Here is a 25,523-nt window from a genome sequence, read left to right on the forward strand (position 1 = left end):
CGCGATGAAACTGAAGCTCGACATCGATCCCGACATCGTCGCGATGATGGCAGCCGAGGTCGCGGCGGGGGAACGCGCGGTGACGGCCGCCATGCGCGAGGCCGGGTCCGGGCTGAAGTCGGCCTGGCGGTTGCAGATCACCGGCGCGGGGCTCGGGCCCCGGCTGGCCAACTCGATCCGGAGCCAAAACTTCCCGAGGTCGGGCGAGAGCCTGGATGCGGCGGCGCTGGTCTGGTCGAAGGCCCCAGTCATCGTGGGCGCGCACGACACGGGCCCGTTGATCCGCTCGAAAAACGGGTTCTGGCTGGCGATCCCGCTGCCCGCCGCAGGCAAGTCCCTGCGTGGCGGCCGAATCACGCCCGGCGAATGGGAACGGCGACGCGGGTTGCGGCTACGGTTCGTCTATCGCCGCACGGGCCCGAGCCTGCTGGTGGCGGAGGGACGGCTGAACACGAAGGGCCAGGCCGTTGTGTCCCGCTCCAAGACCGGGCGCGGCAAGGTCACCGCGCCGATCTTCCTGCTGGTGCCGCAGGTCAAGCTGCCGAAGCGGCTGGATCTGGCGCGGGATGCGGACCGGGCGTTGGACAGCGTGCCGGGGCTGATCGTGGCGAACTGGGTGGAGAGGCGATAATTCGCTTGGAGTTGAGAGTACAGTCTGACCACTACCCAAAGACCGCACTTGTCAATTCAAGGTACTCGGGTTGATCGAATTTGGCCTGTTCGACGTGCTCGAAATGCCAAAGGAAGTGCTCGGCTTCGGTGCTGTGCGGATATATGTGCGGCTTCAAGTCATGGATAAATTCCGAACCGGCTCCAATGATTACAGGGACCATGTTGATGAAAACCCGATTCGTGGGAACACGATCGTGCGCAGCAAAGTGTTCAAATGCCTCCGCGGAGAGCCGATCTCTGATCAAATTCCTGGCGTTAGCGCGCAAACGGCTCTGGTCTCTGGGCATATCAAGCAACGTGCAGAAGTCACCCCAAGACGCGTAGTGGTCGATGAAGCCGCCACCTTCCTCCCCTTCGCCGGCGGGGAAGTCCACTAGGAGCAAGTCTTGGCGTTCAGTGCGCTGTGCAAACCGGTGCACACTCCGGATCCCGTGCGCATGATTATGGTGCTTGGCATTTCTGTATGCGAGCACACAGCAACAAAGAGGGCTCGCGTAGAAATCGAAATTCACCTCAGGTGAGTCTCGAGCAGCATCGTATAGGCTAGCAAAGGTGTCGAGCATGCTCTTACACGCAAGTTCCACATTTCCAATCGCCTCTCCGGAATCTATGAGAAACAGTTGTTGGAACTTGGATTTCTGCTCAATGAAAACTCGCAACGACTGTGCGAAATCTTCAAATCGGTCTGATATCATGATGGTTCCTATCAGTTCTTTGCTCCGGTTCTAACTGCTGGAACGCGATTTCGCCATTGCTGAGAAAGCCGTCGAACGATGACCCCCCGCGAAACCATCCTCGCCGCGCTGCACGCGCGGCTCTCGGCGCTGGCCGCCACGGCCCTGCGCGGCGACGTGCTGCCCGAACGCGTGCCCGCAGAGGGCCTGCTGATCCTGCGCGACGGCGAACCCGGCGAGCCCGAAGTGACGCTGTCGCCGCTGCAGTACCACTACCAGCACCGCGCCGAGATCGAGGCGGTCGTGCAGGGCTCCGACCGTGACGCCGCCTTCGACGCGCTGACCGCCAGCATCGGCACGGCGCTCGCCGCCGACCGCACGTTGGGTGGGCTCTGCGACTGGGTCGAGGCGGAAGCCCCGCGTCCGGTCGATCTGCCCGTCGAGGGCGCGGCGAGCATGAAGGCCGCCGTCATACCGGTCCTGCTGCACTATTCCACGGCCGACCAGCTGGCCTGACCTCTACAACCCGAGGAGAACACCATGGCACGAGCCCAGGGGGCGCGGGCGCTGATGGCGCTTGCGTTCGAGACGACCTATGGAACGCCGCCCGCCAGCGGCTTCACCCGCGTGCCCTTCGCCAGCACCTCGCTCGGCGCGGAGCAGCCGCTGCTGAACTCGGAGCTTCTCGGCTACGGCCGCGATCCGCTGGCGCCGATCAAGGACGCGGTTACGGCCGATGGCGATGTCGTCGTGCCGCTCGACGCCGAGGCACTTGGCTTCTGGCTGAAGGCGGCCTTCGGTGCACCGACGACCACGGGCGTCGAGGCCCCGTACAGCCACGAGTTCCAGTCGGGCTCCTGGACGCTGCCCAGCATGTCGATCGAGACCGGCATGCCCGAAGTGCCGCGCTACGCGATGTATTCCGGCTGCGTGCTCGACCAGATCACCTGGCAGATGCAGCGCTCCGGTCTGCTGACCGCGACGGCGCGGCTGGTTGCACAGGGCGAGACAGTGGGCACGACGACCAGCGCGGGCACACCGGCCGCGCTGGAGCTGAAGCGCTTCGGGCATTTCAACGGGGCGATCACCCGGAACGGCACCGCCCTCGGCAACGTGGTCTCGGCCGAGATCACCTACGCCAACAACCTCGACCGGATCGAGACCATCCGCTCGGACGGCCGCATCGACGGGGCGGACCCGTCCATCGCGGCGCTGACCGGCCGGATCGAGGTGCGCTTCGCCGACCAGACGCTGGTGACGCAGGCGATCAACGGCGAGGCCTGCGAGATGGAATTCGCCTACGTCCTGCCCTCGGGCGAGAGCTTCACCTTCACCGTGCACGCCGTCTACCTGCCGCGCCCCCGCATCGAGATCTCCGGGCCGCAGGGCGTGCAGGCGACCTTCGACTGGCAGGCGGCGCGCGACAGCGTCTTCGGCCGCATGTGCACCGCCACCCTCGTGAACGATGTGGAGACGTTGATGCTGACGCTCGACCTGACCAACGCGCCCCGCTGGCACGATCTCGCCCCTGGCGTCCGCGTGCAGCTGCGCCCGCTGACCACCGCGCTGATGGTGGCGACGCGCAGCGATCCGGCTGTCGAGGCCGTGCCCGAGGAGGCGTCCGACGAGGAGCGCGCGGTCGCCTTCGCCAAGGCGCTGGCGCGCCGGGCGGTGCTGGCCTGGGACGGAATCGGCGACGCGGAAGGCAAGCCCATCGACCCGGGCCCCGAGGCCATCGACGCGCTGCTCGACATCTGGCCGATCTTCGAGGCGTTCCAACTGACCTACGTCTCGAAGGGCCTGCTGCTGGAACAGGAAAAAAACGCCTCCGCGCTCTCGCCGAATGGTCCTTCGGCGGGGGCGAGCGCTACTGCGAAGCCTGCCAAGGGCCGTGCCCGGACTGCCCGGCGCGGCTGAACCGTCCGGAAACACCGGAGGGCTGGCAGGTCTGGGACCTCGTCGGTCGGCTCGGCGGCCAGCTCCGCGTGCTCCCCGGCGCGGTGATCGGCTGGGACATGTCGGCGGCGCTGGCGCTCGGTGACGCCCTCGGCGTGCCGCCGCTCGCCATGGCCGAACTGCTGCCCGTCATCGAGGCGGTGATGGTGCGGAAACTGAACGAGGAGCTGAGTGCGAATGGCGGTGCGGGTGTCAGGCCTTGATCTTCTCGATCAGTGTGACGCCGGGCAGTCCCTCGAAATGCGCGTCGCAGGTCAGAAGCGTCGCGCCTTGGGCCCGTGCAGTTGCGAAGATGATGGCGTCGGCGGTTGCCAGCTTATGCTCCCGGCACGCCTCCGCCGCCGCGAGCGCGATCTCGGTATCGAGCGGGACGACGTGGCAGACCTGCGTGAAAGCGATGACCTGATCCGCCTTGTCCTCGCCGACCTCGCGGGTCAGCCATTTCGCCAGCTCGAGCTGGACCATGGTCGGCAAGATCCACTCCGCCTGTTCGGGCAGGTGCTCGGCCACCTTGGCGCCGGTTGCCGAGTCGATCAGCCATTCGATCCAGGCCGACGTGTCGACGAGGATCATCAGAACCGATCCGTCCGGTCGCGATAATCGGTGGCGGACGCGCCGCGCGCGAGCCCCTTCAGCGCCTCCCGCTTGGGCACCGGCACAAGCAGGACGCCCGTGCCTTTCGGGATGAAGGCAAAGGTCAGCCCTGCTTCCCAGTGCTGCGCTGCGCGGATCGCCTTGGGGATCGAGATCTGGAACTTCGAGGACAGGATCGCGGTCTCGGCCATGGTCATACCCTCACTTGATCGATGACGGAAACGTAAGACGCCGATGCGGCGAAAGCAAGGACTCTGACCAATGGCTGAAAAGCGTGTGTCCGTCCGCCTCGCGGCCGTGGGCGGACGGCAGGTACGCGCCGAACTGGAAGGCGTGGGCGAGGCCGGCGCCCGCGGCTTCGGCCGTCTCAGCCGCGAGATGGAGGCGGCGAACGCTCGGCTCGCGGCCTTCTCGCGCCGGGTGCGCGTGGCCGCCTCTGCCGCAGTTGCCGCCGCGACCGCCGCTGGCGTGGCGATGATCCGGTCCGGCCTGCAGACGGTGGATGCGCAGGCCAAGCTCGCGCAGTCGCTCGGCACCACCGTCGCCTCGATCCAGACACTGGAGCGTGCGGGCGAGCTGGCGGGCGTTTCGATGTCCGGCATCGAGCAGGCCACGAAGGATCTGACGCGCCGCCTCAGCCAGGCCGCCGCCGGGACCGGCCCTGCCGCCGACGCGCTGGACCGGATCGGGCTCTCTGCCACCGAGCTGATCGCGCTGCCGCTGGACCAGCGGGTCGGCGCGATCAACGCCGCCATCGAGAGCTTTGTGCCCGCCGCAGAACGCGCCGCCGTGGCGGGCCAACTCTTCGGCGAGGAAGGCTCCATCGCCATGAGCCGGATCGACACGGCGACGCTGCGCCAGGCGACCGAGGACGTGCGCGCCTTCGGGGTCGTGGTCTCCGAACAGGATGCCGACCAGATCGAGCGCACGAACGACGCCATCTCCCGGCTCGGGCTGATCTGGCGCGGGCTCTCGAACCAGCTGGCTGTCGCCGCAGCGCCTGCGCTGGAGGCCGTTGCCGACGCCATGGCGGCGGTCGCCAGCCGCACCGGTCCGCTCGGCATCGCGATCCGCGGGCTGTTCGACAACATCGGTCGCCTGACCGCTTATGCCGCCACCTTCGCGGCCTTCCTCGCGGGCCGCTGGGTGGCTGGCATGGCCGCTGCCGCGCTCTCCGTCCGTGGCCTCGCCACGGCGCTGGTCGTCCTGCGCGGCGCGCTGATCCGCACCGGCATCGGCGCGCTGATCGTCGGCGCGGGCGAGCTCGTCTACCAGTTCACCCGCCTCGTCTCCGGCGCTGGCGGGTTCGGCGAGGCGATGTCGCTCCTGAATGACCTCGCCGTCGAGGTCTGGGAGCGGATCAGGATGGGCGCGGCTGCGGCGGGCGCGGCCGCCACGGCGATGTTCTTCGACCTGAAGGCCGATGCCGCCTCCGGGATGCAGAGCGCCATCGAGAGCGTCGTGGCCTTCGGCAACACCGCCGCGAACACCTTCGAAGGCGCCTACGAGGCGATCAAGGCGATCTGGGGCCTGCTGCCCGCCGCCATCGGCGATCTGGCGTTCCAGGCGGCCAACAGCCTGGTCGATGGCGTCGAGGCAATGCTGAACGGCGTTGTCTCGCGCATCAATGGCTTCATTGGTGGCATCAACCAGGGGCTGGAAGCGCTGGGGTCGGAGCGCCGCATCTCGCTTGTGCCTGACCTCGACCTCGGCGAGATCGAGAACCGCTTCGCGGGCGCGGCGACGGCCGCTACCACCGCAGCACAGGCGGCTTTCGACCGGGCCTTCGAGGACAACCCGCTCGCCACGCCCGATCTCGGGCTCACGGACGCGGCCGCCCGCGCGCTCGAGTCCGCGAACCTGTATCGCGGGGCCGCGAGAGATCTGGCCGAGGGCGCCCGTGCACCCCTCGAAAGCTGGCAGGCGCTGCGCGACGCGGTGCGCGGTACCGACGAGGCCAGTGCCGATGTGCTGACCGAGGCCACCGGCGCGGCCGAACGGCTGGAGACGGCGCTCGGCGATGCCGGCCGCGCCGCGACGGATGCAGGCGCGGCGGCCGGAGCTGCGGCTGCTGCAGCGGAGCCCGCGACCGAGGCCGCCGTCACCGGCTGGCAGGCGGTCACAGCAGCGCTGTCGGATTACGCCAGCAAGGCCCGCGAGATTGGCGGCGATATCGGCCAGAGCCTCGTCGGCGCATTCCAGTCTGCCGAGAACGCGGTGGGCCAGTTCGTGAGGACCGGCAAGCTGAACTTCCGCGATCTGGTCACCTCGCTGCTGGCCGATCTCGCCCAGCTCGCGGCGCGACGGTTCATCCTGGGGCCGATCGCCAATGCGCTCTCCGGCGTGTTCTCCGGCGCGGGCGGGATCTTCGCCAACGTCCTGCATGCGGGCGGGATGGTTGGATCGGCCGGACCCTCGCGCATGGTCCCGGCCATGGCTTTCGCCGCCGCGCCTCGGATGCATGGCGGCGGCATGGCGGGGCTGCGCCATGACGAGGTGCCCGCGATCCTGCAACGCGGCGAACGGGTGCTGTCGCGGCGCGAGGCACAGAGCTACGGCGCGGGCGGCGGGGTCGACGTCACCATCATGGCGCGTGACGCCGAGAGCTTCCGCCAATCAAGGACACAGGTGGCCGCGGACATCGCCCGCGCCGTGTCGCTAGGCCGGAGGGGCATGTGATGGCGTTTCACGAGGTGCGGTTCCCAGACAACATCAGTCGCGGCGCGCGGGGCGGGCCGGAGCGGCGCACCCAGATCGTCGAGCTCGCCTCGGGCGACGAGGAGAGGAACGCCAGCTGGGCCAACTCGCGCCGCCGCTACGATGTCGCCTACGGCATCCGCCGCGCCGACGATCTGGCGGCGGTCGTGGCCTTCTTCGAAGCGCGGAACGGGCGGCTCCATGGTTTTCGCTTCAAGGATTGGGGCGACCACAAGTCCTGCCTGCCTTCGGGCACGCCATCGCCGACGGATCAGTCGATCGGCACCGGCGATGGCACGACGACCGTCTTCCAGCTGGTCAAACGCTACGCCTCGGGCGCGCAATCCTGGACACGCGCCATCGCCAAACCGGTGGCGGGAACCGTGCGCATCGCGCTCGACGGGAGCGAGCAGCCCTCCGGCTGGTCGGTCGACAACGCCACCGGCGTCGTCACCTTCAGCGCCGCGCCAGGCGCTGGCGCCGCCATCACCGCGGGCTTCGAGTTCGACGTGCCGGTCCGCTTCGACACCGACGTGCTCGACGTGACGCTCGACCTCGAGCGGCTCGGCTCGATCACCTCCATTCCGCTTCTGGAGATCCGGCGATGAACGACACCGGCAGCTTCGTTGCGGCCGTGCTGCGCGAGCTCGCAGCCTCGACCGCCGTGATCCTCGCTGCCTGGGGCGCGCTCGGCGGCGCCACGAACGCATTGACCACGAAGATGCGGCTGCGGGATGCGCTCCGGCACATCCTGCTCGGCGGGCTTATCGCGGCCGGGATGGGCAGCCTCTCCATGGCCGTGATCACCGCCTGGCTCAGTCTGCCGCCCGAGGCGATCCCCGCGGGCGGAGCGGCGGGTTCGGCCGCCTATCTCGTCGGGGTCTTCGGCCCGGCCTTCATAGAGATGCTGCTCGCCCGCCTGCGCCGCGCCAACGAAGGCGCTGGCGATGAATGAACTTCTCCGCCTCGCGCGCTCCCTCCGCTGCGACCCCGCCGACGCCCGACAGGCCTTCGCCCATCGGGTGCGCATCGGCCTCGCAGTCGCGGCGCTGATCCTGGTCCTCTCGCTCCTCCGGTAATCCCATGCACATGACTGACCGGGGCTTGCTGGCCCTCGTCCGGCACGAAGGCATCGTGCCCGGACCCTATCTCGATGTGAAACAGGTCTGGACCTTCGGCATCGGCCACACGGCCGCGGCCGGGCCGCCCGATCCGGCGACCATGGCCCGCGGCATGCCCGGCGATCTCGATGCCGGGATCCGAGAAGCGTTCCGGGTATTCCGCGCCGATCTTGCGCGCTACGAGGCCGCCGTCCTGCGTGCCGTGAAGGTGCCGCTGGCGCCGCATGAATTCGATGCGCTGGTCAGCTTCCACTACAACACCGGCGGCATCGCCAAGGCTGCGCTGACCCGCCACCTCAATGCCGGCAATCGCGTTGCAGCCGCCAGCGCGTTTCTGAGCTGGCGGCGACCGGCCTCCATCATCCCCCGCCGGGAGGCGGAGCGCGACCTGTTCCGCCATGGCCGCTATCCCGGCGGCACGATCCCGGTCTGGTCCGTGGATCGCACGGGCCGGGTGGACTTCTCGCGACCGGTCCGCCGACTGACCGAGGATGAGGCGCTGGCGCTGCTGCGGCGGTCGCCGTCGCCGACGACGCCGGTCCTCAAGCCTGTGCCCGACGCGCCGACCGGCTGGCTCGGCCGGCTGGCCGCCTTCTTCTCCACCCTGCTCCGGAGGGCCTGACCCTATGCGCTACGTCCGACCAAACTCGCTCACCTGGTGGGCGGGGTGCCTCGCCATGCTCACTGGCATCGCCTCCCTCGCGCTGCCCGCCACCGGGCCGCTCGGGGAACTGTCCCGGCTCGTCGCGCTACTCGCCGGCTCTGGCGATGCCTCGCCCGCAGGGCTGATGTTCCTTGGTCTGGGTCTGATCGGTCTGCGCGACCGGATCGAGCGCGGGTTCCGCGGCGATGCTTGAGTTCCTCGCAGGTCTCATCGTGGGCGGCTTCCTCGGCGTCTTCGTCGCAGCCCTCTGCGTCGCCGCCGAACGCGGGGAGCGGGACGATGGCTGACCTCCTGATCTGGCTGGTCGCGGCTTTCGGCGCGGTCGGGGGCGTCGTCCTCGGCCGGGTCTGGGGGCGCGTGGAAGGGGAGCACGCTGGCGAACGGGAGGCCGAACGCGATGCGATGGAAGAGACGATCGAAAAGGTCGAGCGCGGTCGCGACGCGGTTAGCGATGGCCGCGGCGCTGGCGATCCTGCTGACCGGCTGCGCCGCAACGATGGGCGCTGGTGATGCGGGCTGCGCCTCCTATGCCGAGGCGCGGCTCGCCCGGCCGCCCGCCGAGACGGTCGCGGAGGTGCCCCCGGACTGGGCGGACTGGATCGCCGATCTCGATGACCGGATGACGGGAACCTGCCGATGAAATCCCTCTCGCCCGCCCTGCAATCCCATCTCGACGAGGGCACGACCACGCTCGCCTGGTGCTGGTGGATTGCGCGCGCCGACGGCGTCACCTTCGGCTTCACGGATCACGACCGGACGCTCAGCTTCAACGGGACCGACTTCGAGCCGGAGAGCGGGCTGACGGCCTCCGAGGTGCGCTCGGGCTCGGACCTGTCCGTCGATGCGCAGGACGCCGAGGGTGTGCTCACCTCCGACCGGATCACCGAGACCGACATTCTCGACGGCCGCTGGGACAATGCCGCGGTCGAGGTCTGGCGGGTGAACTGGGCCGACACTGCGCAGCGCGTGCTGATGCGGCGCGGCGCCGTCGGTCAAATCCGGCGCGGGCGCCTCGCCTTCGTCGCCGAGGTGCGCTCGCTGGCCCATGTGCTGGGCCAGACAGTCGGGCGGACCTTCCAGGCGACCTGCGACGCCGCGCTCGGGGATGCGCGCTGCAGGGTCGATCTGGAGGATCCGGCCTACAAGGGTACGGGCGCTGTCATCGATCTTCTGCGCGACCGGACATTCACCGCCTCGGGCCTCGGCGGGTTCGAGGCCGGCTGGTTCACCTTCGGCACGGTGGACTGGACGAGCGGCGCGAACGCGGGGCGGCGCACCGAGGTGCTGGGCCATAACGTCACGGACGGCATCGCGGTGCTGACCCTGCTCGAAGCGCCGGTGCGCGCGATCGCCGAGGGTGACAGCTTCACCATCCGCGCGGGCTGCGACAAGCGCATGGAGACCTGCGGCGCGAAGTTCGCCAACACCGTCAACTTCCGCGGGTTCCCGCATATCCCCGGCCAGGATGCCGTGCTCCGCTATGCCACGAAGGACGGCGGGCATGAGGGGTCCGTGCTGTGACTTCCGCCGATCCCATGCGCGTCATCGCTATCGCGCGGTCTTGGCTGGGCACGCCGTATCACGATCAGGCCAGCCTGCGCGGCGTCGGCTGCGACTGCCTCGGTCTGGCTCGGGGCGTCTGGCGCGAGGTCGTCGGCCCCGAGCCGTTCCCGATCCCGCCCTACAGCCGCGATTGGGGCGAGACGGGCCCGCGCGAGGTTCTGGCCGAGGGCGCGCGGCGCATGATGACCGAGGTGGAACCGGCGGCCGCCGGACCCGGCGCGCTGGTCCTCTTCCGCATGAAGCCACGAGCCATCGCCAAGCATGTCGGGATCCTGACCGGTCCCGACACCTTCCTCCACGCCTACGAGCGGCTCGGCGTGATCGAGGAACCGCTCACGCAATCCTGGCGGCGGCGCATCGCCTTCGCCTTCCTGTTTCCGCAACGCTGAGACCCCGACCATGGCCACCCTCGTTCTCGGTGCCGCAGGCGCCGCCATCGGCGGCAGCATCGGCGGCGCGATCCTCGGCGTGAGCGCCGCCACCATTGGCGGCTTCATCGGCTCCACCATCGGCTCGGTGGTCGACAGCTGGATCATCTCGTCGCTCGCGCCGACGCAGCGCATCGAGGGCGCGCGGCTCGACACGCTGCGCATTACCTCGGCCACCGAAGGGGCGGTCATCCCGCGGCTCTACGGCCGCATGCGGCTGGGCGGCAACATCATCTGGGCCACGGATTTTCGCGAGGAGACGAAGACCACCACCCAAGGCGGCGGCAAGGGCGGCGGGGGCGGCAAGGTCAAGACCACCGAGTATCTCTACTACGCCTCTTTCGCCGTCGCGCTTTGCGAGGGACCGATCACCGGGATCGGGCGCATCTGGGCCGACGGCAAGCCGATGGACCTCTCCGGCGTCACATGGCGCTGGTATCCGGGCGACGAGGCGCAGGCGGCCGATCCGTTCATCGCCGCGAAGATGGGCGCGGCCAACACGCCGGCCTATCGCGGCACCGCCTATGTCGTCTTCGAGGAGCTGGCGCTCTCGACCTTCGGCAACCGCCTGCCGCAGCTCTCCTTCGAGGTGTTCCGGCCGCTCGCGGACCCGGACACGGCAGAAGGGCTGACCCGCGCCGTCACCATGATCCCGGCCTCGGGCGAGTTCACCTATGCCACGCAGGCCATCCGCAAGACCGATGGCGGCGCGACGGTGCCCGAGAACCTGAACGCGCTGGCCGACTCCACCGACATGGTGGAGGCGCTCGACCGGCTGCAGGCGATGGCGCCCGCGGTCGAGAGCGTCAGCCTTGTCGTCGCGTGGTTCGGCGACGATCTGCGCGCGGGGTCCTGCAAGGTGCGGCCGGGCGTCGAAGTGTCGGCCAAATCGACCACGCCCGCCAGCTGGTCGGTGAATGGCGTGAGCCGCGCCAACGCCTTCCTCGTCAGCCGTGACGATCAGGATCGCCCCGTCTATGGCGGCACGCCGTCGGACTTCGCGGTGGTGCAGGCGATCCGGGAGATGAAGGCGCGCGGGCTGCGGGTGACCTTCTACCCCTTCATCCTGATGGACGTGCCGCCCGGCAACGGCCTGCCGAACCCGTATTCCGACAACGCCGCCGAGACGGGGCAGCCCGCGTTCCCGTGGCGGGGGCGGATCACCTGCTCGCCCGCAGCGGGGTTCGCAGGATCGGTGGACAAGACCGCTACAGCTGCCACGCAGGTCGCGGCACTGTTCGGCACGGCGACGCCCGCCAACTTCAGCCTCTCGGGTCAGTCGGTCTCCTGGACCGGGCCATCCGGCGACTGGGGCCTGCGCCGCATGGTGCTGCACTACGCCCATCTCTGCGCGGCGGCGGGCGGGGTCGATGCCTTCCTGATCGGGACCGAGATGCCGGGGCTGACGACGATCCGCTCGGGCGCCAGCACCTATCCGGCGGTGCAGGCCTATCGGAACCTGCTTGCGGACGTTCGGTCGATCCTCGGGTCCGGGACGAAGATCGGCTACGCCGCCGACTGGTCGGAATACTTCGGGCACCAGCCGGGCGATGGCAGCGGCGACGTGTTCTTTCACCTCGACCCGCTCTGGGCCGATCCGGACATCGATTTCGTCGGGATCGACAACTACATGCCGCTGTCGGACTGGCGCGACGGGTTCGAGCATGCGGACGCGGCCGAGGGCTGGCCCGCGATCTACGACCGCGCCTACCTGCAGGGGAACATCGCGGGCGGTGAGGGCTACGACTGGTTCTACGCCAGCGCCGCCGACCGAAGCGCGCAGGTCCGCACGCCGATCACGGACGGTGCGGCGGCCAAGCCTTGGGTCTTCCGCTACAAGGATCTGCGCGCCTGGTGGTCGAACGCGCATTACAACCGTCCGGGCGGGGTGGAGAGCGGCACACCGACCGCATGGGTGCCGCAGTCCAAGCCGATCTGGTTCACCGAGTTGGGCTGTCCCGCCATCGACCGGGGCACGAACCAGCCGAACGTCTTCTTCGACCCGAAGTCGTCGGAGAGCTTCACGCCGCATTTCTCGCGGGGTTGGCGCGATGACGCGATCCAGCGCGCCTATCTCGAGGCGACGTATCTCTGGTGGGGCGAGGCCGCGAACAACCCTGTGTCCTCGGTCTATGGCGGTCGGATGGTGCATGTGCCGGAATGCGCCGCCTGGACTTGGGATGCGCGGCCCTATCCGTTCTTCCCGGCGCTGACAGACGTCTGGACGGACGTCGCGAACTGGCGGCTCGGCCACTGGCTGACCGGGCGGCTGGGAGCGGTGTCGCTGGCCGCTCTCGTGCGGCACCTCTGTCTCCGCGCCGGGCTGCCCGAGTCCCGCATCGACGTCACCGGGCTTTGGGGCGCGGTCGAGGGCTACGCCATCACGGCGCTGGAAAGCCCACGCGCCTCGATCACCACGCTGTCGCGCCACTTCGGCTTCGACGCCGTGGAGACCGAGGGCGTGATACGCTTCATCATGCGCGGCCGGGCCTCCGTTACCACCCTCGCGCCCGACGATCTGGTCGCCCCTCGCGAGGGCGACGTGCTGGAACTGACCCGCGGCCAGGAGACCGAACTGCCGCAGGCGCTGAAATGGCAGGTCGCGCGCGCCGACGAGGATTACGAGGCCGCACTCGTCGAGGCGCGGCGCATCACCGTGGACACGACGCGCATTGCCTCCGAGTCCTTCCCGATTGCCGTGCCGCCCGAGGAGGCCGAGCGGCGCTGCCGCCGCACGCTGATGGAGACATGGGTGGGGCGCGAGACGGCGGCGTTTCGTCTGCCGCCCTCGCGCCTCGCGCTCGATCCGGCCGACGCAATCCGGCTGGCGCATGACGGGCGGCTGGTCGATCTGCGGCTCGTCTCCATCGCCGACGCGGAGGCGCGCGGCATCGAGGCGGTCCGTCAGGACCGCGCGACCTACGATCTGCCGCCCGGCGATCCCCGCGCGGCGTCTCTGACGCGGGCCGTGGTGTTCGGTGCGCCGGACGCGGTGCTGATGGACCTGCCGCAGCTGACCGAGGACCAGCCCGCGCATCGGCCGCTGGTCGCGGCGCACGCGGTTCCCTGGCCGGGCGAGATGGCGGTGTTCCGCAGCCCTTCGACCGATGGCTTCGAGTTGCTGACCACGTTTGGCAGTCGCGCCCGGATCGGGGCGCTGGTCTCCGATCTCTACGCGGGGCCCACGTCGCGCTTCGATTTCGGAAACGTGCTGTTGGTCGATTTGCTGACCGGCACCCTCGAAAGCATCACGGATCTGACGCTATTCGCCGGGGCGAACGCGCTCGCGATCGAGAGCGCACCCGGAGTCTGGGAGATCGTGCAGGCGGGCACGGCCGAGCTGCTGGCGCCCGGCCGGTATCAGCTCACCCGGCTCCTTCGCGGCCAGCGGGGTACGGAAGGCGCGATGGGGAACCCTGCGCCCGCAGGCGCCCGCGTCGTTGTGCTGGATTCCGCGCTTGCGTCACTGCCCATCGCCGAGGCCGATCTCGGTATCCCGTGGAACTGGCGCATTGGCCCCGCGAGCCGCCCGGTCAGCGACGAGACCTATGTGGCGCAGGCCTTCCCGCCTGAGGGCGTGGGGCTGCGGCCGTTCTCAGTCGCCCATGTCGAGCAGCCGTGGCGCAGGCCGCGCACGCCCGGCGATCTGACGATCCGCTGGACACGCCGGTCGCGCGCACTTTCCGCCGACAGCTGGGGCGGGCTGGAGGTGCCACTCGGCGAGGAGCTCGAAGCCTACGAGGTCGAGATCCTCAACGGCACCATCGTGAAACGGGTGTTGAGCACGACGACGACCAGCGCGCTCTACACCGCCGCCCAGCAGACCGCGGACTGGGGCGCGCTTCTCGCCACCGGCGACACGCTCGACATCCGCATCTACCAGCTCTCCGCCCTCGTGGGGCGGGGCGCGCCCAAGACCGTCGCGCTCACGTTCTGAAGGCCATCCCATGTCCGACGCCACGACCCATCTGCTGCTGCCCTACATCCTCGCGGCGCAGGCCCAGAAGCATGTCACCCACAATGAGGCGCTGCGGATCCTCGACGGGCTCGTCCAGCTCTCCGTCCTCGACAGGGACCTGACCGCGCCGCCCGGTTCACTCGCCGATGGCGACCGTTACATCGTCGGCTCGGGCGCGACGGGCGACTGGGCGGGCTGGGACCTGAACGTGGCGCTCTGGACCGACGGCGCCTGGCTGCGGCTGCCGCCGCGCACCGGCTGGCGCGCATGGGTCGAGGACGAGGGGCTGCTGCTGGTCTATGACGGCGCGACCTGGATCGGCACGACGCCCGCGGTGCTGCAGAACATAGCGCTGCTGGGTGTCGGCACGACGGCGGATGCGTCGAATCCGTTCTCGGCCAAGCTGAACGCCGCGCTCTGGACGGCGAAGACCGTGGCCGAGGGCGGCACCGGCGATCTCTTCTACACCATGAACAAGGAGGCTGCGGGCGACGATCTCGGCCTTACGCTGCAGACCGGCTTCGTGACCAAGGCGCTGGTGGGGCTGTTCGGCTCCGACCGGTTTCGGCTGGCAGTCTCGGCCGACGGCAGCACCTTCTTCGACGGGCTGAGCGTCAACAACGCCACCGGCATCGTCGATCAGCCCCGACTGCCGCGGTTCAAGGCGTACACGAACTACGACAACTACGTGGGCGTCGGAACCTGGACGAAGATTGGCCTGAACAACACCGACTACAACGATCAGGGCGCCTTCGACGCCGCGAACAACAATTTCGTGGCGCCTTCGGATGGCACATACCTCTTCGGCGCGACGCTGCTCTACAAGGTCAACGCCAGTACGACCGCGCGGATGAGCGGCCGGCTCGTGCTGAATGGCACCACGGAAATTCGCGGCTCACTTGGCGAAATCTCCGCCACCCACGTCTCACTCGCCACCGCGATCTGGCTGCAGACCATGGTGCCGCTGACCGCGGGCGACACCGTCGAGCTGCAGGGGTATTTCCGGGTCGCGGACGGCTACTTCGCCGCCGACCACACGTCCTTCTGGGGCTGCAAGGTCGGCTGAGCGGCGGAAGGAGGACCCGATGAACCCACCCCGATCCGAGGGCTTCGTGCGCATGCCCGACGCCGAGTTCGAGGCGATCCTGACCCGGGCGGCCGAGGAAGGCGCGAAGCGCGCGCTCGCGGATGTCGGGCTCGACGGCGACGAGGCCGCGCTCGACATCCGCGACCTGCGATCCTTGGTCGATTGCATCCGGCTGGTGCGCCGCACCGCCATGCAGACCGCCGTCCGCATGATCACCACCGCCGTCATGCTGGCGCTGCTCGCGGGCATCGCCATCAAGCTGAAGATCTTCGGCGGCGGCCCGTAGCCGCTCAACACCCAAACCCATCAGCCCAACCGCACCCGCCCTCGTGGCGGGGTGAGCCGTGGTCTGCTTGGCAGGCAGACGGGAAGGTCCAGTGGACCTTCCCGAGCGGCGAACGCACCGAGCCCTGCGAGGGGCCGGAAACTCTTTTCTGGAGGACCCCATGACCACGACTTTCCACCGCCACTGGCGCGACGTGCCGGAGAGCACCTGGCGCTGGCCGAACTTCAGCCCGGCCGAAATCGCATGCAGGGGCACTGGCAAGCTGCTCATCAACGAACCTGCGCTCGACAAGCTGCAGGCGCTGCGCGACCGGCTCGGCAAGCCGCTGATCGTGCGTTCCGCCTATCGCAGCCCCGAGCACAACCGCGCCGTGGGCGGCGCGACCCGATCGAAGCACCTCGACGGCGCCGCCTTCGATATCGCCATGGCGAACCACGACCCGGTGGCTTTCGAGGCCGCGGCGCGCGAGGTCGGATTCCTCGGCTTCGGCTTCTACCCGAGATCGGGGTTCATCCATGTCGATCTCGGGCCGGCACGCCAGTGGGGCGAGCGGTTCCCGGTGCGTGCCGTTCCCTTCGTGGCCGAGACCCCGCCGGCGCGCGAGGTCTTGGCTGTCAACGGCGGAGTAAAACCCGGCCACGCGGCGGCGCAAAAGTCTGCCAGTTAGCGGCACAAGCACGGAACGTCGGGAGGGCGTAGCCCGACCAGAGTTCCGTGCTTGTGCCGTTGGTATTTTTTGAAAGGGGTCAGCCGGCCTTTCGGGCGCGGCTTTGGGCGAGACGATAGCTCTGGCCATTCATTTCGAGAATGCTGACGTGGTGGGTCAGCCTGTCGAGAAGCGCGCCGGTGAGGCGTTCGGAGCCGAATGTCTCGGTCCATTCGTCAAAAGGCAGATTGCTGGTGATCAGGGTCGATCCGCGCTCGTAGCGTTGCGAGATCAGCTCGAACAGGAGTTCGGCGCCGGTTTTCGACAAGGGCACGAAGCCGAGTTCGTCGATGATGAGAAGCTTGTATCCGGCCATCTGCTTCTGAAGGCGGAGCAAACGGCGCTCGTCGCGGGCCTCCATCATCTCGCTGACCAGGGCCGCGGCGGTGGTGAAGCCGACGGACAGGCCCTTCTGGCAGGCGGCCAGACCAAGGCCGAGCGAGATGTGCGTCTTGCCCGTGCCACTGGGGCCGAGAGCAATAATGTTCTGGCGCCGCTCGATCCATTCGCACCGGGCCAGTTCCAGCACCTGCATCTTGTTGAGCTTCGGGATGGCCGTGAAGTCGAAGCTGTCCAGGCTTTTGACGGCCGGGAACCTGGCGGCCTTGATGCGCCGCTCGACCATCCGCCGTTCCCGATCGATCAGTTCCAGTTCGACGAGCCGGGCGAGATATCGGACATGGTCCACGCCTTCCGCCGCACATTGCCGGGCCAGTTTCTGGTGTTCTCGTAGGAAGGTCGGCAGTTTCAGCGTCTTGAGGTGATGGGCAAGCAGGATTTCCGGGGCGTCGCTCATGCCACGCCCTCCGCATTGACAGACAGCAGCCGCATGTAGGAGCGGGCCTCGGTCTTCTCGACCCTGGCCCTGGGCAGGTAGGGATAGCAGTCCAGATCCAGCCGGGGTGGCCGGCGCTCCACCCGGCACAACAAGAGATGCTTCACCGCATCGAAGCCGATCGCCCCCATCTGCAGCGCCTGCCTCACGGCCGCATGCAGATCGGCCAGATCGAAGGTTTCCAGAAGCCGCAGGACCTGGACATATTCGCGTCGGCCGTGCCGGTTCATCCGTGCCTCCATCAGCCGGCGCAGGGTGGCGAACTCCTCTGGCAGGTCCCAGTCCTGCAATGGTGCCGCCTGATCCAACGCATTGATCTTCTGCTCGATCAGCGGAAGGTAATGGAGCGGGTCGAAGACGATCTCGTCGCGATCCCAGCACCGGGGATGGCGGGCGATCACTTCGCCCCGGCAGCCGATCACCACCTCATGGATATAGCCCCGGATCCAGACATCCTGATGGCCGTAAGCGACAGGCACCGAATAGTCGTTGGTCTTGTAGCGCACCAGCGATTGCGACGACACGCGGCCGGTCGCTTGATCGCAGGCATCAAAGGGCGCCGCCGGGAGCGGGCGCATCGCGGCGAGATCGCGCTGCAGTCGCTCGCCGATCGTTTCGCTCTCGCCGCGAAGGACATCGTGCTGACGCCGCTTGCAACGCTCCTCCAGCCAGAGGTTGAATTCTTCCCAACTGGCGAACTCAGGCATCGGCACCAAGAAGTTGCGGCGGCAATAGCCCACCAAGCCTTCGACATTGCCTTTGTCGTTCCCCTTGCCAGGGCGGCCATAGCGATCCCGGATCAGGTAATGCGACAGAAACCCGCTGAACAGCGCCGCCCGCTTGCGGGTGTCATCCGGCAGGATCTTCGCCACCAGGCAGCGGTCATTGTCGTAGACGATCGACTGCGGAACCGCCCCAAAAAAGGCAAAGGCATGGACATGACCGTCCACCCAGGCCTCGGCAACCGCCGCCGGATAGGCACGGACGTAGCAGGCGTCGCTATGCGGCAAGTCCAGCACGAAGAAATGCGCCTTCTGTTCGACACCTCCGATCCGAACCATTGCCTCGCCGAAGTCGGCCTGCGCGTGCCCCGGGGGATGCGCCAGCGGCACAAATACCTCCTGGCCCCGACGCTTACGTTCCCGGATATAATCCTTGATGATCGTGTAGCCCCCGGTGAACCCGCATTCCTCGCGAAGCCGGTCAAACACCCGCTTCGCCGTATGCCGCTGCTTGCGCGGCATGGTCCGGTCCGCCTCCAGCCAATCCTCGATGATCGGGATGAACGGATCAAGCTTCGGGCGCTTGACCTCGGCCGTCCGCCGGTAGCCCGGAGGAACCGAGAACGTCATCATCTTCGCGACCGTGTCGCGCGGCGATATGTTGAATTCCGTCGCCGCCTGACGCTGGCTCATACCAGCAGCACAGGCCTGACGAACCTTGAGATAGAGTTCCACGCTGTAGATCCTCCCATCCTCCCTGCAGCCGCAGAAAGGGAAAAGGTGGACGACTTTTACGCCGCCCGCAGCAGCACCATGCCGCCGCTAACGTGGACTAATTTCGCACCGCCATTCTCACGCGATCTGGCCTATCTCGCCGAGAACGGCCTGTTGAAGGTCTCGGTCCGCCTTTATGGCGCCCTCCTCGAGCAGGGCAGCTACGAGGTGGAAGACGACAGACAGTGGTTCACCATTCCCGAGGATCGGTCGCCATTCCATGGGCTTCAGGATCTTCGCACCCATGATGTCTACCGCCTGTTCCATGAGGGATCGATCCGGGTCTCTCACTTCGACGCTCCCAAGGATCGCTATTGCGTCGTGCTGAAGCCCGAGGACGGGATCCTGGTGCATAAGGAAGAACTGGTCGTTCGGCGCGAGGAGCGCCATCGCGCCGAGGCCAGGCATGGGCTGGGCGGCAGAAGACGGACATCCGAGACCGTCTTCCAGCAACGCCACGAGTTCAGCGAGATCATTCTGGGCGAACGGACCTTCCTGCTCGGGCCGATCCAGGCGCGCGTGGTGCGCATTCTCCATGATGCCGCCTCGAGCGAATTGCCATGGCGGCATGGGAAGATGGTGCTGGCCGAGGCCGGCTCCTCCTGCACGCGCATGTCGGACCTGTTCAAGACGCAGCCTGAATGGCGCAAGCTGATCCAGTCCGACCGCCGCGGCCGCTATCGCCTCAATATCCGATTCTCCTGATCGACTGCCCGAGCCCGGCCACGCCGGGCTTTTTGTTGATGGCTGCGGGGGGGGGCATCCCCATAGGCGCTAACTTAAGGGTGGGCACTTGGAATCATGATGCAATTCCTCGGGCAGATGCGAACGACCGATTCCATAAACATTAACTGGCAGGCCCTGATCGGACTGGCAGTCTCTGATAACGCGGCTGTCGCAATCCGTTGATCTCGAAGCGACGGCGCGGGAGACCGGCGTGCGCATGCGGCGGCGTGTCTTTCCATCTGCGGCGAAACTGTCGAATCCGGGTTTCAGGACAGTTCTATCCGCTCTATCCCCTTGAGGAAGCGGTTGATCACGTCGAGTTCGTCGTCGGAAATGCCTTCGATCAATTCGGCATAGCGCGACCGGAGCTGATGGTATGCCGAAAGCAACCGCTCCTGCTGGCCCTCTACGGGTTCGATGATGATGCCGCGCCGGTCGTGGCTGTTGGGAACGCGCCGGACGAAGCCCGCCCGTTCCAGCCGGTCGATCGCCGCGGTCGCCGAGCCGGTCGAGATGCCGAGATAGTCCGACAGCATTGTCGGCGTCACCGGCTCGTCGGCCGTCTCCAGCAATTCCAGCGAAGCGAGATCGGTTCCGTGGATACCCAGCCTGCGTGCGACGGTGGCGTCCAGCCTTAGCACCTTGCGAAGCACCGACCGCAAATCGCGCCGCAACTGTTGCTCCTTTTCCAATCGGGAATCCGCTGCCCTTGTCATGTCGTGCCGTTGCATCTATATGGCTCTACCATAGAGTTACTTGACAGCACATATAATGCCGACTTGCCCACAGCGCCAGATGGATTGTTCCGCATGACAACCGAGAGGACCCCACAGCCTGGAGACGATGCCGGTGACGTTGAACACGCGCCGGCGACACCACTGGTCACCAGGCAAGATGCAAGTGAGCCGGAGCCTGAATCGGCTCCCGTCACCCTCGAGGACGAAGCTGCTCCCAATGCGGAGCCGTTGCCCGGAAATCGAGGAAACCCCGCAAAGAAAATCGCGGCGCTGCTCGTGGTTGTCCTGGCGGTGTTCGTCAGTTGGTATGCGGTCTCGGACCGGCTCGCGCCCTATTCGTCGAGAGGCACGGTGTCGGCCTATGTTGCGCAGATTGCCCCGAGGGTCGCCGGGCAGGTGACCGAAGTCTTCGTCGAGGACAACACGATCGTCGATCAGGACGAGCCGCTGTTCCAGCTCGACCGCCGTCCATTCGAACTGGCGGTCCGTCAGGCGGAGGTTGGTCTGGCGCAGGCCGTTCAGGCGACTGACGCCTCGGCAGCGGCGATCGCCTCGTCTCAGGCACGCGTGTCCCAGGCGCGGGCCAGTCTCGAGAACGCGCGCACCGCCGCCAACCGGACCGCGTCGCTCTTCGAGCGAGGAGTGGTGGCCCAGGCGCAGGTCGACAACGCAAGGGCCGAGTTGCGTGTCGCCGAAGCCCAACTCGAAGCCGCCGAGGCCGACCTGCAAAGCGCCCTGCTGCAACTGGGCAAGGACGGCGGCGCGTCAAATCCGCAGATCATGGCGGCGCAACTCCAACTGGAGCAGGCGCAGCTCAACCTTCTCTATTCGACCGTCACCGCGCCGACCCGTGGCGTCGTCACCAACCTGCAACTTGCCATCGGTCAGTTCGCGGCGGCGGGCTCGCCCGTAATGACCTTCTTCGATTCGCGCGGAGCGTGGATCACCGCCGATCTGCGTGAGAACCAGATCGGCAACATCGAACCCGGCGACGAAGTGGAAATCCTGTTCGACGCCATGCCGGGCCAGACCTTCAGGGGGCGCGTCCATTCGATCGCATGGGGTATCGATCCGGGCCGCACCTCGGCCGGCGGCCTGATGCAGAACCGTCCGGAAAACCAGTGGTTCGAGCCGGCCCGCCGCATGCCGGTCCACATCGAGCTTGAGGGCGGCATGCAGGCGTGGCCATTGACCGTCAAGGCAGGCGCCAAGGTCAGCGTCGTCGTCTATGCGGGAGGGACCGGAACGCCGATCTCGGGCGTGGCCTCGACACTTCTCAAGATACAGTCCTGGCTATCCTATCTGTATTGAGGTCGATCCATGTATGTCGCACCGCGCCCGCATGTCGATGACGATCCGCTGTTCGCGGTCCGGCTGTCGAGCGCGGCGGTCGTCGGCTTCGGCCTGGCGATCCTGCTTCAGTCACCGATGCCGATGTTGCCCCCGGCGCTGATCGTCGGCCTGATGGCCGGCATGCGCAAGGCGTTCGATCCGAAGAAGGCGGTCGGCGGGCCTGTGGCGATGATCATCATGGTGATCTTGATATCCGGGCTGGTGGAATTGGCGCGGCCGATGCCGCTGGTTCTCATCACGCTGACGGGCGCGCTGTGCGTTCTGTCCTATTACATCATCCTCAGCACCGGCAACCCGATCGGCATGCTGGTCGCGATCGTCGCGGTTCTGATGTCCGTCATGCGCATGTCGTCCGCCGTGATGATGGACTACATGCGCGACGGCTTCATCGAGGCGAGCCTGTGCGCCCTTGTCGCCATACCCCTTCTCTACGCTGTGTTCCCGCCGCGTGCGAAGGAAATGATGGTCGAGATCTACCAGCCGGCCAGCGAAGGCCATCACGTGCTGCGCGCATTCATCCGGGGCGGCGTCCTGCTGCTCCTGTCGTTCTGGCTCTATGCCGTTCTCGATGCGGCCAATCTGATGCTCGCCGTCGCCGCCGTCTTCGTGCTGGTATTTCCGACACGCGAACAGCTCTATGCCGAGGCGTGGGAACGTACTCTCGCCACGATGATTGGCGCGGCGATCTCGTTCGCCATCCTCTATTCCTTCGACTACATGGCGCACTTTCCCGTCCTGCTGATCCTTGTGTTCCTGGGTGGTCTCTTTCTCGCGAGCCGGATGATGAACGGCTCCCATCCGCCGATGGTCTACCAGTTCGCTTTCTCGGTCATGATCTCGCTCGTGGCCGGCGCGTTGTCGACGCAGAACCCGGTTTCGGCCAGCACGCTGCGCATCGTGCTCACGCTTGTCGGAGCGGTCGGAGCCGCATTCCTGACAGCCCTCCTCGAACGCCTGTTGATCGGCGACGAAGCGCATGACAGGCTGATTGTCCCGGAGCCGTGATTGTCCCGCCAGCATAGCGGCGTGCCCGCGATCGGTGCAGGTCTTCAGCCCGGTGCAGTCGGGTCCAGCGTCATCCGGATCTGTCGCCTGATTGACACCCCTCCGCAAACTACCTACGAAAGGGAAGGCCATGCCCCACAAGCGTTAAGTCAAGGGGATGGTTGCATTCCTTGCATCAGCAGCCTGGTTCTTCCTGCGTCTCGGTGGATCGCAAATGTGGCGCATGATGCCGGCGAAGCTGTTCGAGATTTCGCTCGCCGTTCGCACCGTCAAGATAACGGTGAGGATCGCATGCCGTAGGAGGCTATGCAGCCGCCACAGCGACATGGGCCTGGTTGACCACGGTTTCGTCGTCGCAGGGGGGAGAGTCGAGAACGTCGGTGACGGCCTCTTCGATCATCAGCGCCAGGATAAGATGCGCCGTCAGCCAGGTTCTGGCCAATCGCACGTCCCTGGCCGGAAGCTTGTGGATGCCAAGACCACTCTTGAGACGCTTGAAGGCGAGTTCGATCTGCCAGCGCAGCCGATAGACGTCCAGAACGGCTTTAGCCGTCATGTCGGCTGCCGGGATCGACGTCAGCAACATGACGAACCCCGTCGCCGCGACGGTTGTCGGCAGCATGACCTGACTGGAACGGCGGCGCTGATGTCTACTTATTGCCGACTTCAAGGAGCGTTCCGCCGCTTCGGCATCTTTCCGTTTGATGATGAGCCTTGCCTGAAACAGAGGCTTGCCGCGTCCCTTCTGCTTGTGGCCAGAGTGTTCGATGAAGACATCGATCTCGCGGACTTGGCCAATCCGCATCGGCGCATAAACGGCATTCCAGTCGACCGGATGGCCATCCATAATGACGATGCGTATGGTGCGCCAACCTGAGCGGACGATGAAATCGGCGCCGGCGGCAATCACCTTTTCCAATGACGGCGCACGGGCATAGGCGAAGAGCTTGGCCTGAGGCCCGAGGAAATCCACGCCGACATGCTTCCGGAGGACAAGGTCCGGATGGCTGGCGAACTGGCTGCCCGCGGCAAGGTCGCCTTCGTCGGCGATGGCGTCAATGACGCAGCGGCCCTGGCTCGCGCCGATGTGGGTATCGCTATGGGCGCCGCCGGGTCGGACGTCGCACTGCAGGCGGCGGACGTGGCTCTTCTTTCGGAGGATATGGGGCGTCTTGCGGAAGCCCATCGCCTGGCGCGCCGCACCTCGCGGATCATCCGGCAGAACCTCGCCTTCGCCATGGGTGCGATGGCGATCCTTGTCACGGGCGGCCTGTTCTTCGAGCTTCCCCTACCGCTCGCCGTGATCGGTCGCGAAGGCGGAACGGTTCTGGTGGTGCTCAACGGCCTGCGCTTGCTGAGGGACCCTATCAGGCGCGGCAAAGCCAAGCCAACGTCACGAGATCAGGTCGCGACGGCCGCCAGCATCGTTGCTCCCGTCCAACGGCATGCCTACCGCAGGAAGATCCCGCGGCGCGCCGGTTGAACGCGACGACTCTCCAACTCGTTTCCGACATGGAGATGGGGTGGATGCCGCTCTCACCCTGACGGCATCGCGATGTGCCATACTCGTGGTGTCGAAGCACAAGCTGAAGGAGAGGGCATCCATGGAAGAAGTTAGCATTATCGGGGTCGATCTGGCAAAGAACGTGTTCCAGCTGCACGGGGCGGCAGCGGATGGGGTGGTTGTTTTCCGCAAGAAGCTGTCGCGACTGCAGTTTGCGCGATTCATGACGGACCATCCCGCATGCGACGTGGCGATGGAGGCGTGTCCCAGCGCGCACCATTGGGCGCGGGAATTGTCCGCCTACGGGCACAGCGTCCGGCTCATTGCACCGCATTACGTCAAACCGTTCATCAAGCGCCAGAAAAACGACGCCGCCGACGCGGAAGCAATCGTTGAGGCAGCGATGCGTCCGACCATGCGGTTCGTCGAACCCAAGACCGAAGCCCAACAGGCCCGGGCGGTGGCGTTTCGCGCCCGCGAGCAGATCGTGAAGCAGCGGACCGAAGCGATCAACGCCCTTCGCGCGCACCTCTATGAATTCGGGCATGTGGCGCCGGAAGGGGTCGGATATATCCCGCGGCTGGCGAAGGTGGTCGAGGATCCTGGTTCGGGCCTGCCTGACCTGGCGCGAGACATCTGCCGCATGGTTCTGGAGCAGATCGAACTGTTGACGTCCCGCCTTACCGCAGTCTCGGCAAAGCTCGCCGCCGCGTCCAGGGCGGCCGCCATGCCCCGGCAGTTACAGACCATGCCGGGTGTCGGACCGATCACTGCGCTCGCAGTCGAAACCTTCGCGCCGCCGATGGACCAGTTCCGGCGTGGCCGCGATTTTGCAGCTTGGCTCGGGTTGGTGCCGCGGCAACATTCTTCTGGCGGAAAACAGAGGCTGGGGAAAACATCGAAGATGGGGCAGCGGGACATCCGGCGACTGCTTGTCACCGGCGCGATGGCGGTGGTCCGCTGGGCGCTGCGCCGTGGCGCACCGCAAAATCCCTGGCTTGAGCGCATGCTGGAACGCAAGCCGCCGATGGTCGCAGCCTTCGCGCTGGCCAACAAGATGGCGCGCGGCATTTGGGCGATGCTGACGCGCGGCGAGGACTATCGCGATCCGGTGATGGCCACCGCCTGATCGGGCGCGTCGGCAGGAACGGAACGCAGAGTTGTGAGGAAGGCATGATCCGAATGGGCAAATGATCGACATGATCCGGGTTGGGCAAACCAGGAACCTTCTCAGAGCTTCGAGCTCGCTGTTGGAGATTTGGCCCCGGTCCGCGCATCACCATCCCGGCCAGCGGCATCTATCGGGCCGCACTAACAGGCCTGACAAGAGTCCGCACTCGATCACATGTCTAATGTTCAGAAATTCCTTGCAAATGAGGGCGGCATCCACAAGAGAAGGTTGGATATCAGGCCCATCCCCTCCGCCACTTGCCCTCGCGAAAGCGTTCTCCCGATCCGGCT

At 66.9% G+C, this 25,523-nt stretch carries 29 protein-coding genes and 3 pseudogenes; 26 read left to right on the plus strand and 6 right to left on the minus strand.

All coding sequences use genetic code 11. The features are described 5' to 3' along the window. Nucleotides 1-4: 4 nt before the first annotated feature. The 6 genes and pseudogenes from BU28_RS0115135 to BU28_RS24790 all read left to right on the plus strand — a co-directional run bounded on the left by BU28_RS0115135 (nucleotide 5) and on the right by BU28_RS24790 (nucleotide 3,505). Nucleotides 5-631 carry a DUF6441 family protein gene (locus tag BU28_RS0115135; RefSeq protein ID WP_028720229.1) on the plus strand — a complete coding sequence of 209 codons (627 nt, stop codon included), beginning with the start codon at nucleotides 5-7 and terminating at the stop codon, nucleotides 629-631. Between the two features lie 70 nt (nucleotides 632-701). Next, nucleotides 702-1,049 (plus strand): hypothetical protein, encoded by a 348-nt coding sequence (locus BU28_RS25550; RefSeq protein ID WP_143809683.1) that lies wholly within the window; start codon nucleotides 702-704, stop codon nucleotides 1,047-1,049. A 396-nt stretch (nucleotides 1,050-1,445) separates the two neighbouring features. After that, nucleotides 1,446-1,862 carry a hypothetical protein gene (locus BU28_RS0115145; RefSeq protein WP_028720230.1) on the plus strand — a complete coding sequence of 139 codons (417 nt, stop codon included), beginning with the start codon at nucleotides 1,446-1,448 and terminating at the stop codon, nucleotides 1,860-1,862. A 24-nt stretch (nucleotides 1,863-1,886) separates the two neighbouring features. Then, nucleotides 1,887-2,819 (plus strand): annotated as a pseudogene (locus BU28_RS23230) (phage tail tube protein); the annotation flags it as partial. A gap of 6 nt (nucleotides 2,820-2,825) precedes the next feature. After that, on the plus strand, nucleotides 2,826-3,263 hold the full coding sequence (locus BU28_RS24785) for a hypothetical protein (RefSeq protein WP_081791411.1): 438 nt from the start codon (nucleotides 2,826-2,828) through the stop codon (nucleotides 3,261-3,263). A 68-nt stretch (nucleotides 3,264-3,331) separates the two neighbouring features. Beyond that, on the plus strand, nucleotides 3,332-3,505 hold the full coding sequence (locus tag BU28_RS24790; RefSeq protein WP_233144944.1) for a DUF7697 family protein: 174 nt from the start codon (nucleotides 3,332-3,334) through the stop codon (nucleotides 3,503-3,505). On the opposite strand, the gene BU28_RS0115160 is transcribed toward BU28_RS24790, so the two are convergent. Continuing rightward, nucleotides 3,495-3,875 (minus strand): type II toxin-antitoxin system VapC family toxin, encoded by a 381-nt coding sequence (locus BU28_RS0115160; RefSeq protein WP_028720231.1) that lies wholly within the window; start codon nucleotides 3,873-3,875, stop codon nucleotides 3,495-3,497. The genes BU28_RS24790 and BU28_RS0115160 overlap by 11 nt on opposite strands. Beyond that, on the minus strand, nucleotides 3,875-4,087 hold the full coding sequence (locus tag BU28_RS0115165; RefSeq protein WP_028720232.1) for an AbrB/MazE/SpoVT family DNA-binding domain-containing protein: 213 nt from the start codon (nucleotides 4,085-4,087) through the stop codon (nucleotides 3,875-3,877). The genes BU28_RS0115160 and BU28_RS0115165 overlap by 1 nt, the downstream gene beginning before the upstream one ends. 70 nt (nucleotides 4,088-4,157) lie before the next feature. Between BU28_RS0115165 and BU28_RS0115170 the strand changes: the two genes are divergently transcribed. From BU28_RS0115170 to BU28_RS23235, 15 genes and pseudogenes are all read left to right on the plus strand, one after another. Further along, on the plus strand, nucleotides 4,158-6,575 hold the full coding sequence (locus tag BU28_RS0115170; protein WP_028720233.1) for a phage tail tape measure C-terminal domain-containing protein: 2,418 nt from the start codon (nucleotides 4,158-4,160) through the stop codon (nucleotides 6,573-6,575). Beyond that, nucleotides 6,575-7,201, plus strand: coding sequence for a DUF2460 domain-containing protein (locus BU28_RS0115175; protein WP_028720234.1), 627 nt, complete (start codon nucleotides 6,575-6,577; stop codon nucleotides 7,199-7,201). Before BU28_RS0115170 ends, BU28_RS0115175 begins: the two co-directional genes overlap by 1 nt. After that, complete coding sequence (locus BU28_RS0115180) at nucleotides 7,198-7,548, plus strand: hypothetical protein (protein ID WP_028720235.1); 351 nt, start codon at nucleotides 7,198-7,200, stop codon at nucleotides 7,546-7,548. Before BU28_RS0115175 ends, BU28_RS0115180 begins: the two co-directional genes overlap by 4 nt. Beyond that, nucleotides 7,541-7,672, plus strand: coding sequence for a hypothetical protein (locus tag BU28_RS26635; RefSeq protein WP_269845826.1), 132 nt, complete (start codon nucleotides 7,541-7,543; stop codon nucleotides 7,670-7,672). Before BU28_RS0115180 ends, BU28_RS26635 begins: the two co-directional genes overlap by 8 nt. A gap of 4 nt (nucleotides 7,673-7,676) precedes the next feature. Beyond that, nucleotides 7,677-8,336 carry a lysozyme gene (locus BU28_RS0115190; RefSeq protein WP_028720236.1) on the plus strand — a complete coding sequence of 220 codons (660 nt, stop codon included), beginning with the start codon at nucleotides 7,677-7,679 and terminating at the stop codon, nucleotides 8,334-8,336. 55 nt (nucleotides 8,337-8,391) lie between these two features. Beyond that, nucleotides 8,392-8,571 (plus strand): hypothetical protein, encoded by a 180-nt coding sequence (locus tag BU28_RS0115195; RefSeq protein ID WP_007426701.1) that lies wholly within the window; start codon nucleotides 8,392-8,394, stop codon nucleotides 8,569-8,571. Continuing rightward, nucleotides 8,564-8,665, plus strand: coding sequence for a DUF3789 domain-containing protein (locus tag BU28_RS26810; RefSeq protein ID WP_415839806.1), 102 nt, complete (start codon nucleotides 8,564-8,566; stop codon nucleotides 8,663-8,665). The genes BU28_RS0115195 and BU28_RS26810 overlap by 8 nt, the downstream gene beginning before the upstream one ends. After that, nucleotides 8,658-8,888 carry a hypothetical protein gene (locus BU28_RS25555; RefSeq protein ID WP_143809684.1) on the plus strand — a complete coding sequence of 77 codons (231 nt, stop codon included), beginning with the start codon at nucleotides 8,658-8,660 and terminating at the stop codon, nucleotides 8,886-8,888. The genes BU28_RS26810 and BU28_RS25555 overlap by 8 nt, the downstream gene beginning before the upstream one ends. After that, on the plus strand, nucleotides 8,875-9,018 hold the full coding sequence (locus BU28_RS0115205) for a hypothetical protein (RefSeq protein WP_155992549.1): 144 nt from the start codon (nucleotides 8,875-8,877) through the stop codon (nucleotides 9,016-9,018). The genes BU28_RS25555 and BU28_RS0115205 overlap by 14 nt, the downstream gene beginning before the upstream one ends. Next, nucleotides 9,015-9,899: a DUF2163 domain-containing protein gene (locus tag BU28_RS0115210; protein ID WP_028720239.1), complete on the plus strand. Its 885-nt coding sequence runs from the start codon at nucleotides 9,015-9,017 to the stop codon at nucleotides 9,897-9,899. The genes BU28_RS0115205 and BU28_RS0115210 overlap by 4 nt, the downstream gene beginning before the upstream one ends. 14 nt (nucleotides 9,900-9,913) lie before the next feature. Then, nucleotides 9,914-10,330 carry an NlpC/P60 family protein gene (locus BU28_RS0115215; protein WP_198944918.1) on the plus strand — a complete coding sequence of 139 codons (417 nt, stop codon included), beginning with the start codon at nucleotides 9,914-9,916 and terminating at the stop codon, nucleotides 10,328-10,330. Nucleotides 10,331-10,340: 10 nt separating this feature from the next. Then, nucleotides 10,341-14,306, plus strand: a complete 3,966-nt coding sequence (locus BU28_RS0115220; protein ID WP_028720241.1) for a baseplate multidomain protein megatron — start codon at nucleotides 10,341-10,343, stop codon at nucleotides 14,304-14,306. Between the two features lie 10 nt (nucleotides 14,307-14,316). Continuing rightward, complete coding sequence (locus tag BU28_RS0115225) at nucleotides 14,317-15,393, plus strand: DUF2793 domain-containing protein (protein ID WP_028720242.1); 1,077 nt, start codon at nucleotides 14,317-14,319, stop codon at nucleotides 15,391-15,393. A gap of 19 nt (nucleotides 15,394-15,412) precedes the next feature. Further along, complete coding sequence (locus tag BU28_RS0115230) at nucleotides 15,413-15,700, plus strand: DUF6127 family protein (protein WP_028720243.1); 288 nt, start codon at nucleotides 15,413-15,415, stop codon at nucleotides 15,698-15,700. A 160-nt stretch (nucleotides 15,701-15,860) separates the two neighbouring features. Further along, nucleotides 15,861-16,346 (plus strand): annotated as a pseudogene (locus BU28_RS23235) (YcbK family protein); the annotation flags it as partial. Between the two features lie 100 nt (nucleotides 16,347-16,446). Here the strand turns inward: BU28_RS23235 and istB are convergent. Then, nucleotides 16,447-17,202, minus strand: a complete 756-nt coding sequence (istB, locus tag BU28_RS0115240; RefSeq protein ID WP_028720244.1) for an IS21-like element ISPve1 family helper ATPase IstB — start codon at nucleotides 17,200-17,202, stop codon at nucleotides 16,447-16,449. Next, complete coding sequence (gene istA, locus BU28_RS0115245; protein WP_028720245.1) at nucleotides 17,199-18,698, minus strand: IS21-like element ISPve1 family transposase; 1,500 nt, start codon at nucleotides 18,696-18,698, stop codon at nucleotides 17,199-17,201. The genes istB and istA overlap by 4 nt, the downstream gene beginning before the upstream one ends. Nucleotides 18,699-18,743: 45 nt before the next feature. On the opposite strand from istA, the gene BU28_RS23240 reads away from it, so the two are divergent. After that, the gene (locus BU28_RS23240) at nucleotides 18,744-19,442 is read left to right on the plus strand and encodes a hypothetical protein (protein ID WP_036732777.1); all 699 of its coding nucleotides are present in this window, start codon (nucleotides 18,744-18,746) and stop codon (nucleotides 19,440-19,442) included. A gap of 287 nt (nucleotides 19,443-19,729) precedes the next feature. Here the strand turns inward: BU28_RS23240 and BU28_RS23245 are convergent, their stop codons facing one another. Next, a complete protein-coding gene (locus BU28_RS23245; RefSeq protein ID WP_068767094.1) occupies nucleotides 19,730-20,194 on the minus strand; it encodes a MarR family winged helix-turn-helix transcriptional regulator in 465 nt (154 codons plus the stop codon). A 78-nt stretch (nucleotides 20,195-20,272) separates the two neighbouring features. Between BU28_RS23245 and BU28_RS0115265 the strand changes: the two genes are divergently transcribed. Then, nucleotides 20,273-21,511, plus strand: coding sequence for an HlyD family secretion protein (locus BU28_RS0115265; RefSeq protein ID WP_081791410.1), 1,239 nt, complete (start codon nucleotides 20,273-20,275; stop codon nucleotides 21,509-21,511). 9 nt (nucleotides 21,512-21,520) lie between these two features. Beyond that, nucleotides 21,521-22,558: an FUSC family protein gene (locus tag BU28_RS23250; RefSeq protein ID WP_036732773.1), complete on the plus strand. Its 1,038-nt coding sequence runs from the start codon at nucleotides 21,521-21,523 to the stop codon at nucleotides 22,556-22,558. A gap of 304 nt (nucleotides 22,559-22,862) precedes the next feature. Here BU28_RS23250 and BU28_RS23255 read toward each other — a convergent pair whose 3' ends face one another. Then, nucleotides 22,863-23,405 carry a transposase gene (locus tag BU28_RS23255; protein ID WP_328592254.1) on the minus strand — a complete coding sequence of 181 codons (543 nt, stop codon included), beginning with the start codon at nucleotides 23,403-23,405 and terminating at the stop codon, nucleotides 22,863-22,865. 87 nt (nucleotides 23,406-23,492) lie between these two features. On the opposite strand from BU28_RS23255, the pseudogene BU28_RS0115280 reads away from it, so the two are divergent. Both BU28_RS0115280 and BU28_RS0115285 read left to right on the plus strand, forming a co-directional pair. Beyond that, nucleotides 23,493-24,041: pseudogene (locus tag BU28_RS0115280) on the plus strand (HAD-IC family P-type ATPase); the annotation flags it as partial. Between the two features lie 121 nt (nucleotides 24,042-24,162). Further along, complete coding sequence (locus BU28_RS0115285) at nucleotides 24,163-25,191, plus strand: IS110 family RNA-guided transposase (protein WP_028720250.1); 1,029 nt, start codon at nucleotides 24,163-24,165, stop codon at nucleotides 25,189-25,191. The last annotated feature ends 332 nt before the right edge of the window (nucleotides 25,192-25,523 follow it).

It is taken from the genome of Paracoccus yeei ATCC BAA-599, assembly GCF_000622145.1.
Lineage (GTDB): Bacteria > Pseudomonadota > Alphaproteobacteria > Rhodobacterales > Rhodobacteraceae > Paracoccus > Paracoccus yeei.

What these genes read in the sequence shown, in the direction of transcription:
- BU28_RS0115230 (WP_028720243.1), top strand. Translation starts at nt 15,413, where the DNA reads ATGAACCCACCCCGATCCGAGGGCTTCGTGCGCATGCCCGACGCCGAG.
- BU28_RS24785 (WP_081791411.1), top strand. Translation starts at nt 2,826, where the DNA reads ATGCTGACGCTCGACCTGACCAACGCGCCCCGCTGGCACGATCTCGCC.
- BU28_RS0115195 (WP_007426701.1), top strand. Translation starts at nt 8,392, where the DNA reads ATGCTCACTGGCATCGCCTCCCTCGCGCTGCCCGCCACCGGGCCGCTC.
- BU28_RS0115145 (WP_028720230.1), top strand. Translation starts at nt 1,446, where the DNA reads ATGACCCCCCGCGAAACCATCCTCGCCGCGCTGCACGCGCGGCTCTCG.
- BU28_RS26810 (WP_415839806.1), top strand. Translation starts at nt 8,564, where the DNA reads ATGCTTGAGTTCCTCGCAGGTCTCATCGTGGGCGGCTTCCTCGGCGTC.
- BU28_RS0115175 (WP_028720234.1), top strand. Translation starts at nt 6,575, where the DNA reads ATGGCGTTTCACGAGGTGCGGTTCCCAGACAACATCAGTCGCGGCGCG.
- BU28_RS26635 (WP_269845826.1), top strand. Translation starts at nt 7,541, where the DNA reads ATGAATGAACTTCTCCGCCTCGCGCGCTCCCTCCGCTGCGACCCCGCC.
- BU28_RS0115215 (WP_198944918.1), top strand. Translation starts at nt 9,914, where the DNA reads ATGCGCGTCATCGCTATCGCGCGGTCTTGGCTGGGCACGCCGTATCAC.
- BU28_RS0115285 (WP_028720250.1), top strand. Translation starts at nt 24,163, where the DNA reads ATGGAAGAAGTTAGCATTATCGGGGTCGATCTGGCAAAGAACGTGTTC.
- BU28_RS0115180 (WP_028720235.1), top strand. Translation starts at nt 7,198, where the DNA reads ATGAACGACACCGGCAGCTTCGTTGCGGCCGTGCTGCGCGAGCTCGCA.
- BU28_RS23250 (WP_036732773.1), top strand. Translation starts at nt 21,521, where the DNA reads ATGTATGTCGCACCGCGCCCGCATGTCGATGACGATCCGCTGTTCGCG.
- BU28_RS23255 (WP_328592254.1), bottom strand. Translation starts at nt 23,405, where the DNA reads ATGGATGGCCATCCGGTCGACTGGAATGCCGTTTATGCGCCGATGCGG.
- BU28_RS0115225 (WP_028720242.1), top strand. Translation starts at nt 14,317, where the DNA reads ATGTCCGACGCCACGACCCATCTGCTGCTGCCCTACATCCTCGCGGCG.
- BU28_RS0115220 (WP_028720241.1), top strand. Translation starts at nt 10,341, where the DNA reads ATGGCCACCCTCGTTCTCGGTGCCGCAGGCGCCGCCATCGGCGGCAGC.
- BU28_RS0115160 (WP_028720231.1), bottom strand. Translation starts at nt 3,875, where the DNA reads ATGATCCTCGTCGACACGTCGGCCTGGATCGAATGGCTGATCGACTCG.
- BU28_RS0115135 (WP_028720229.1), top strand. Translation starts at nt 5, where the DNA reads ATGAAACTGAAGCTCGACATCGATCCCGACATCGTCGCGATGATGGCA.
- istB (WP_028720244.1), bottom strand. Translation starts at nt 17,202, where the DNA reads ATGAGCGACGCCCCGGAAATCCTGCTTGCCCATCACCTCAAGACGCTG.
- BU28_RS0115210 (WP_028720239.1), top strand. Translation starts at nt 9,015, where the DNA reads ATGAAATCCCTCTCGCCCGCCCTGCAATCCCATCTCGACGAGGGCACG.
- BU28_RS23245 (WP_068767094.1), bottom strand. Translation starts at nt 20,194, where the DNA reads ATGCAACGGCACGACATGACAAGGGCAGCGGATTCCCGATTGGAAAAG.
- BU28_RS25555 (WP_143809684.1), top strand. Translation starts at nt 8,658, where the DNA reads ATGGCTGACCTCCTGATCTGGCTGGTCGCGGCTTTCGGCGCGGTCGGG.
- BU28_RS0115165 (WP_028720232.1), bottom strand. Translation starts at nt 4,087, where the DNA reads ATGGCCGAGACCGCGATCCTGTCCTCGAAGTTCCAGATCTCGATCCCC.
- BU28_RS0115205 (WP_155992549.1), top strand. Translation starts at nt 8,875, where the DNA reads ATGGGCGCTGGTGATGCGGGCTGCGCCTCCTATGCCGAGGCGCGGCTC.
- BU28_RS0115265 (WP_081791410.1), top strand. Translation starts at nt 20,273, where the DNA reads ATGACAACCGAGAGGACCCCACAGCCTGGAGACGATGCCGGTGACGTT.
- BU28_RS0115170 (WP_028720233.1), top strand. Translation starts at nt 4,158, where the DNA reads ATGGCTGAAAAGCGTGTGTCCGTCCGCCTCGCGGCCGTGGGCGGACGG.
- BU28_RS0115190 (WP_028720236.1), top strand. Translation starts at nt 7,677, where the DNA reads ATGCACATGACTGACCGGGGCTTGCTGGCCCTCGTCCGGCACGAAGGC.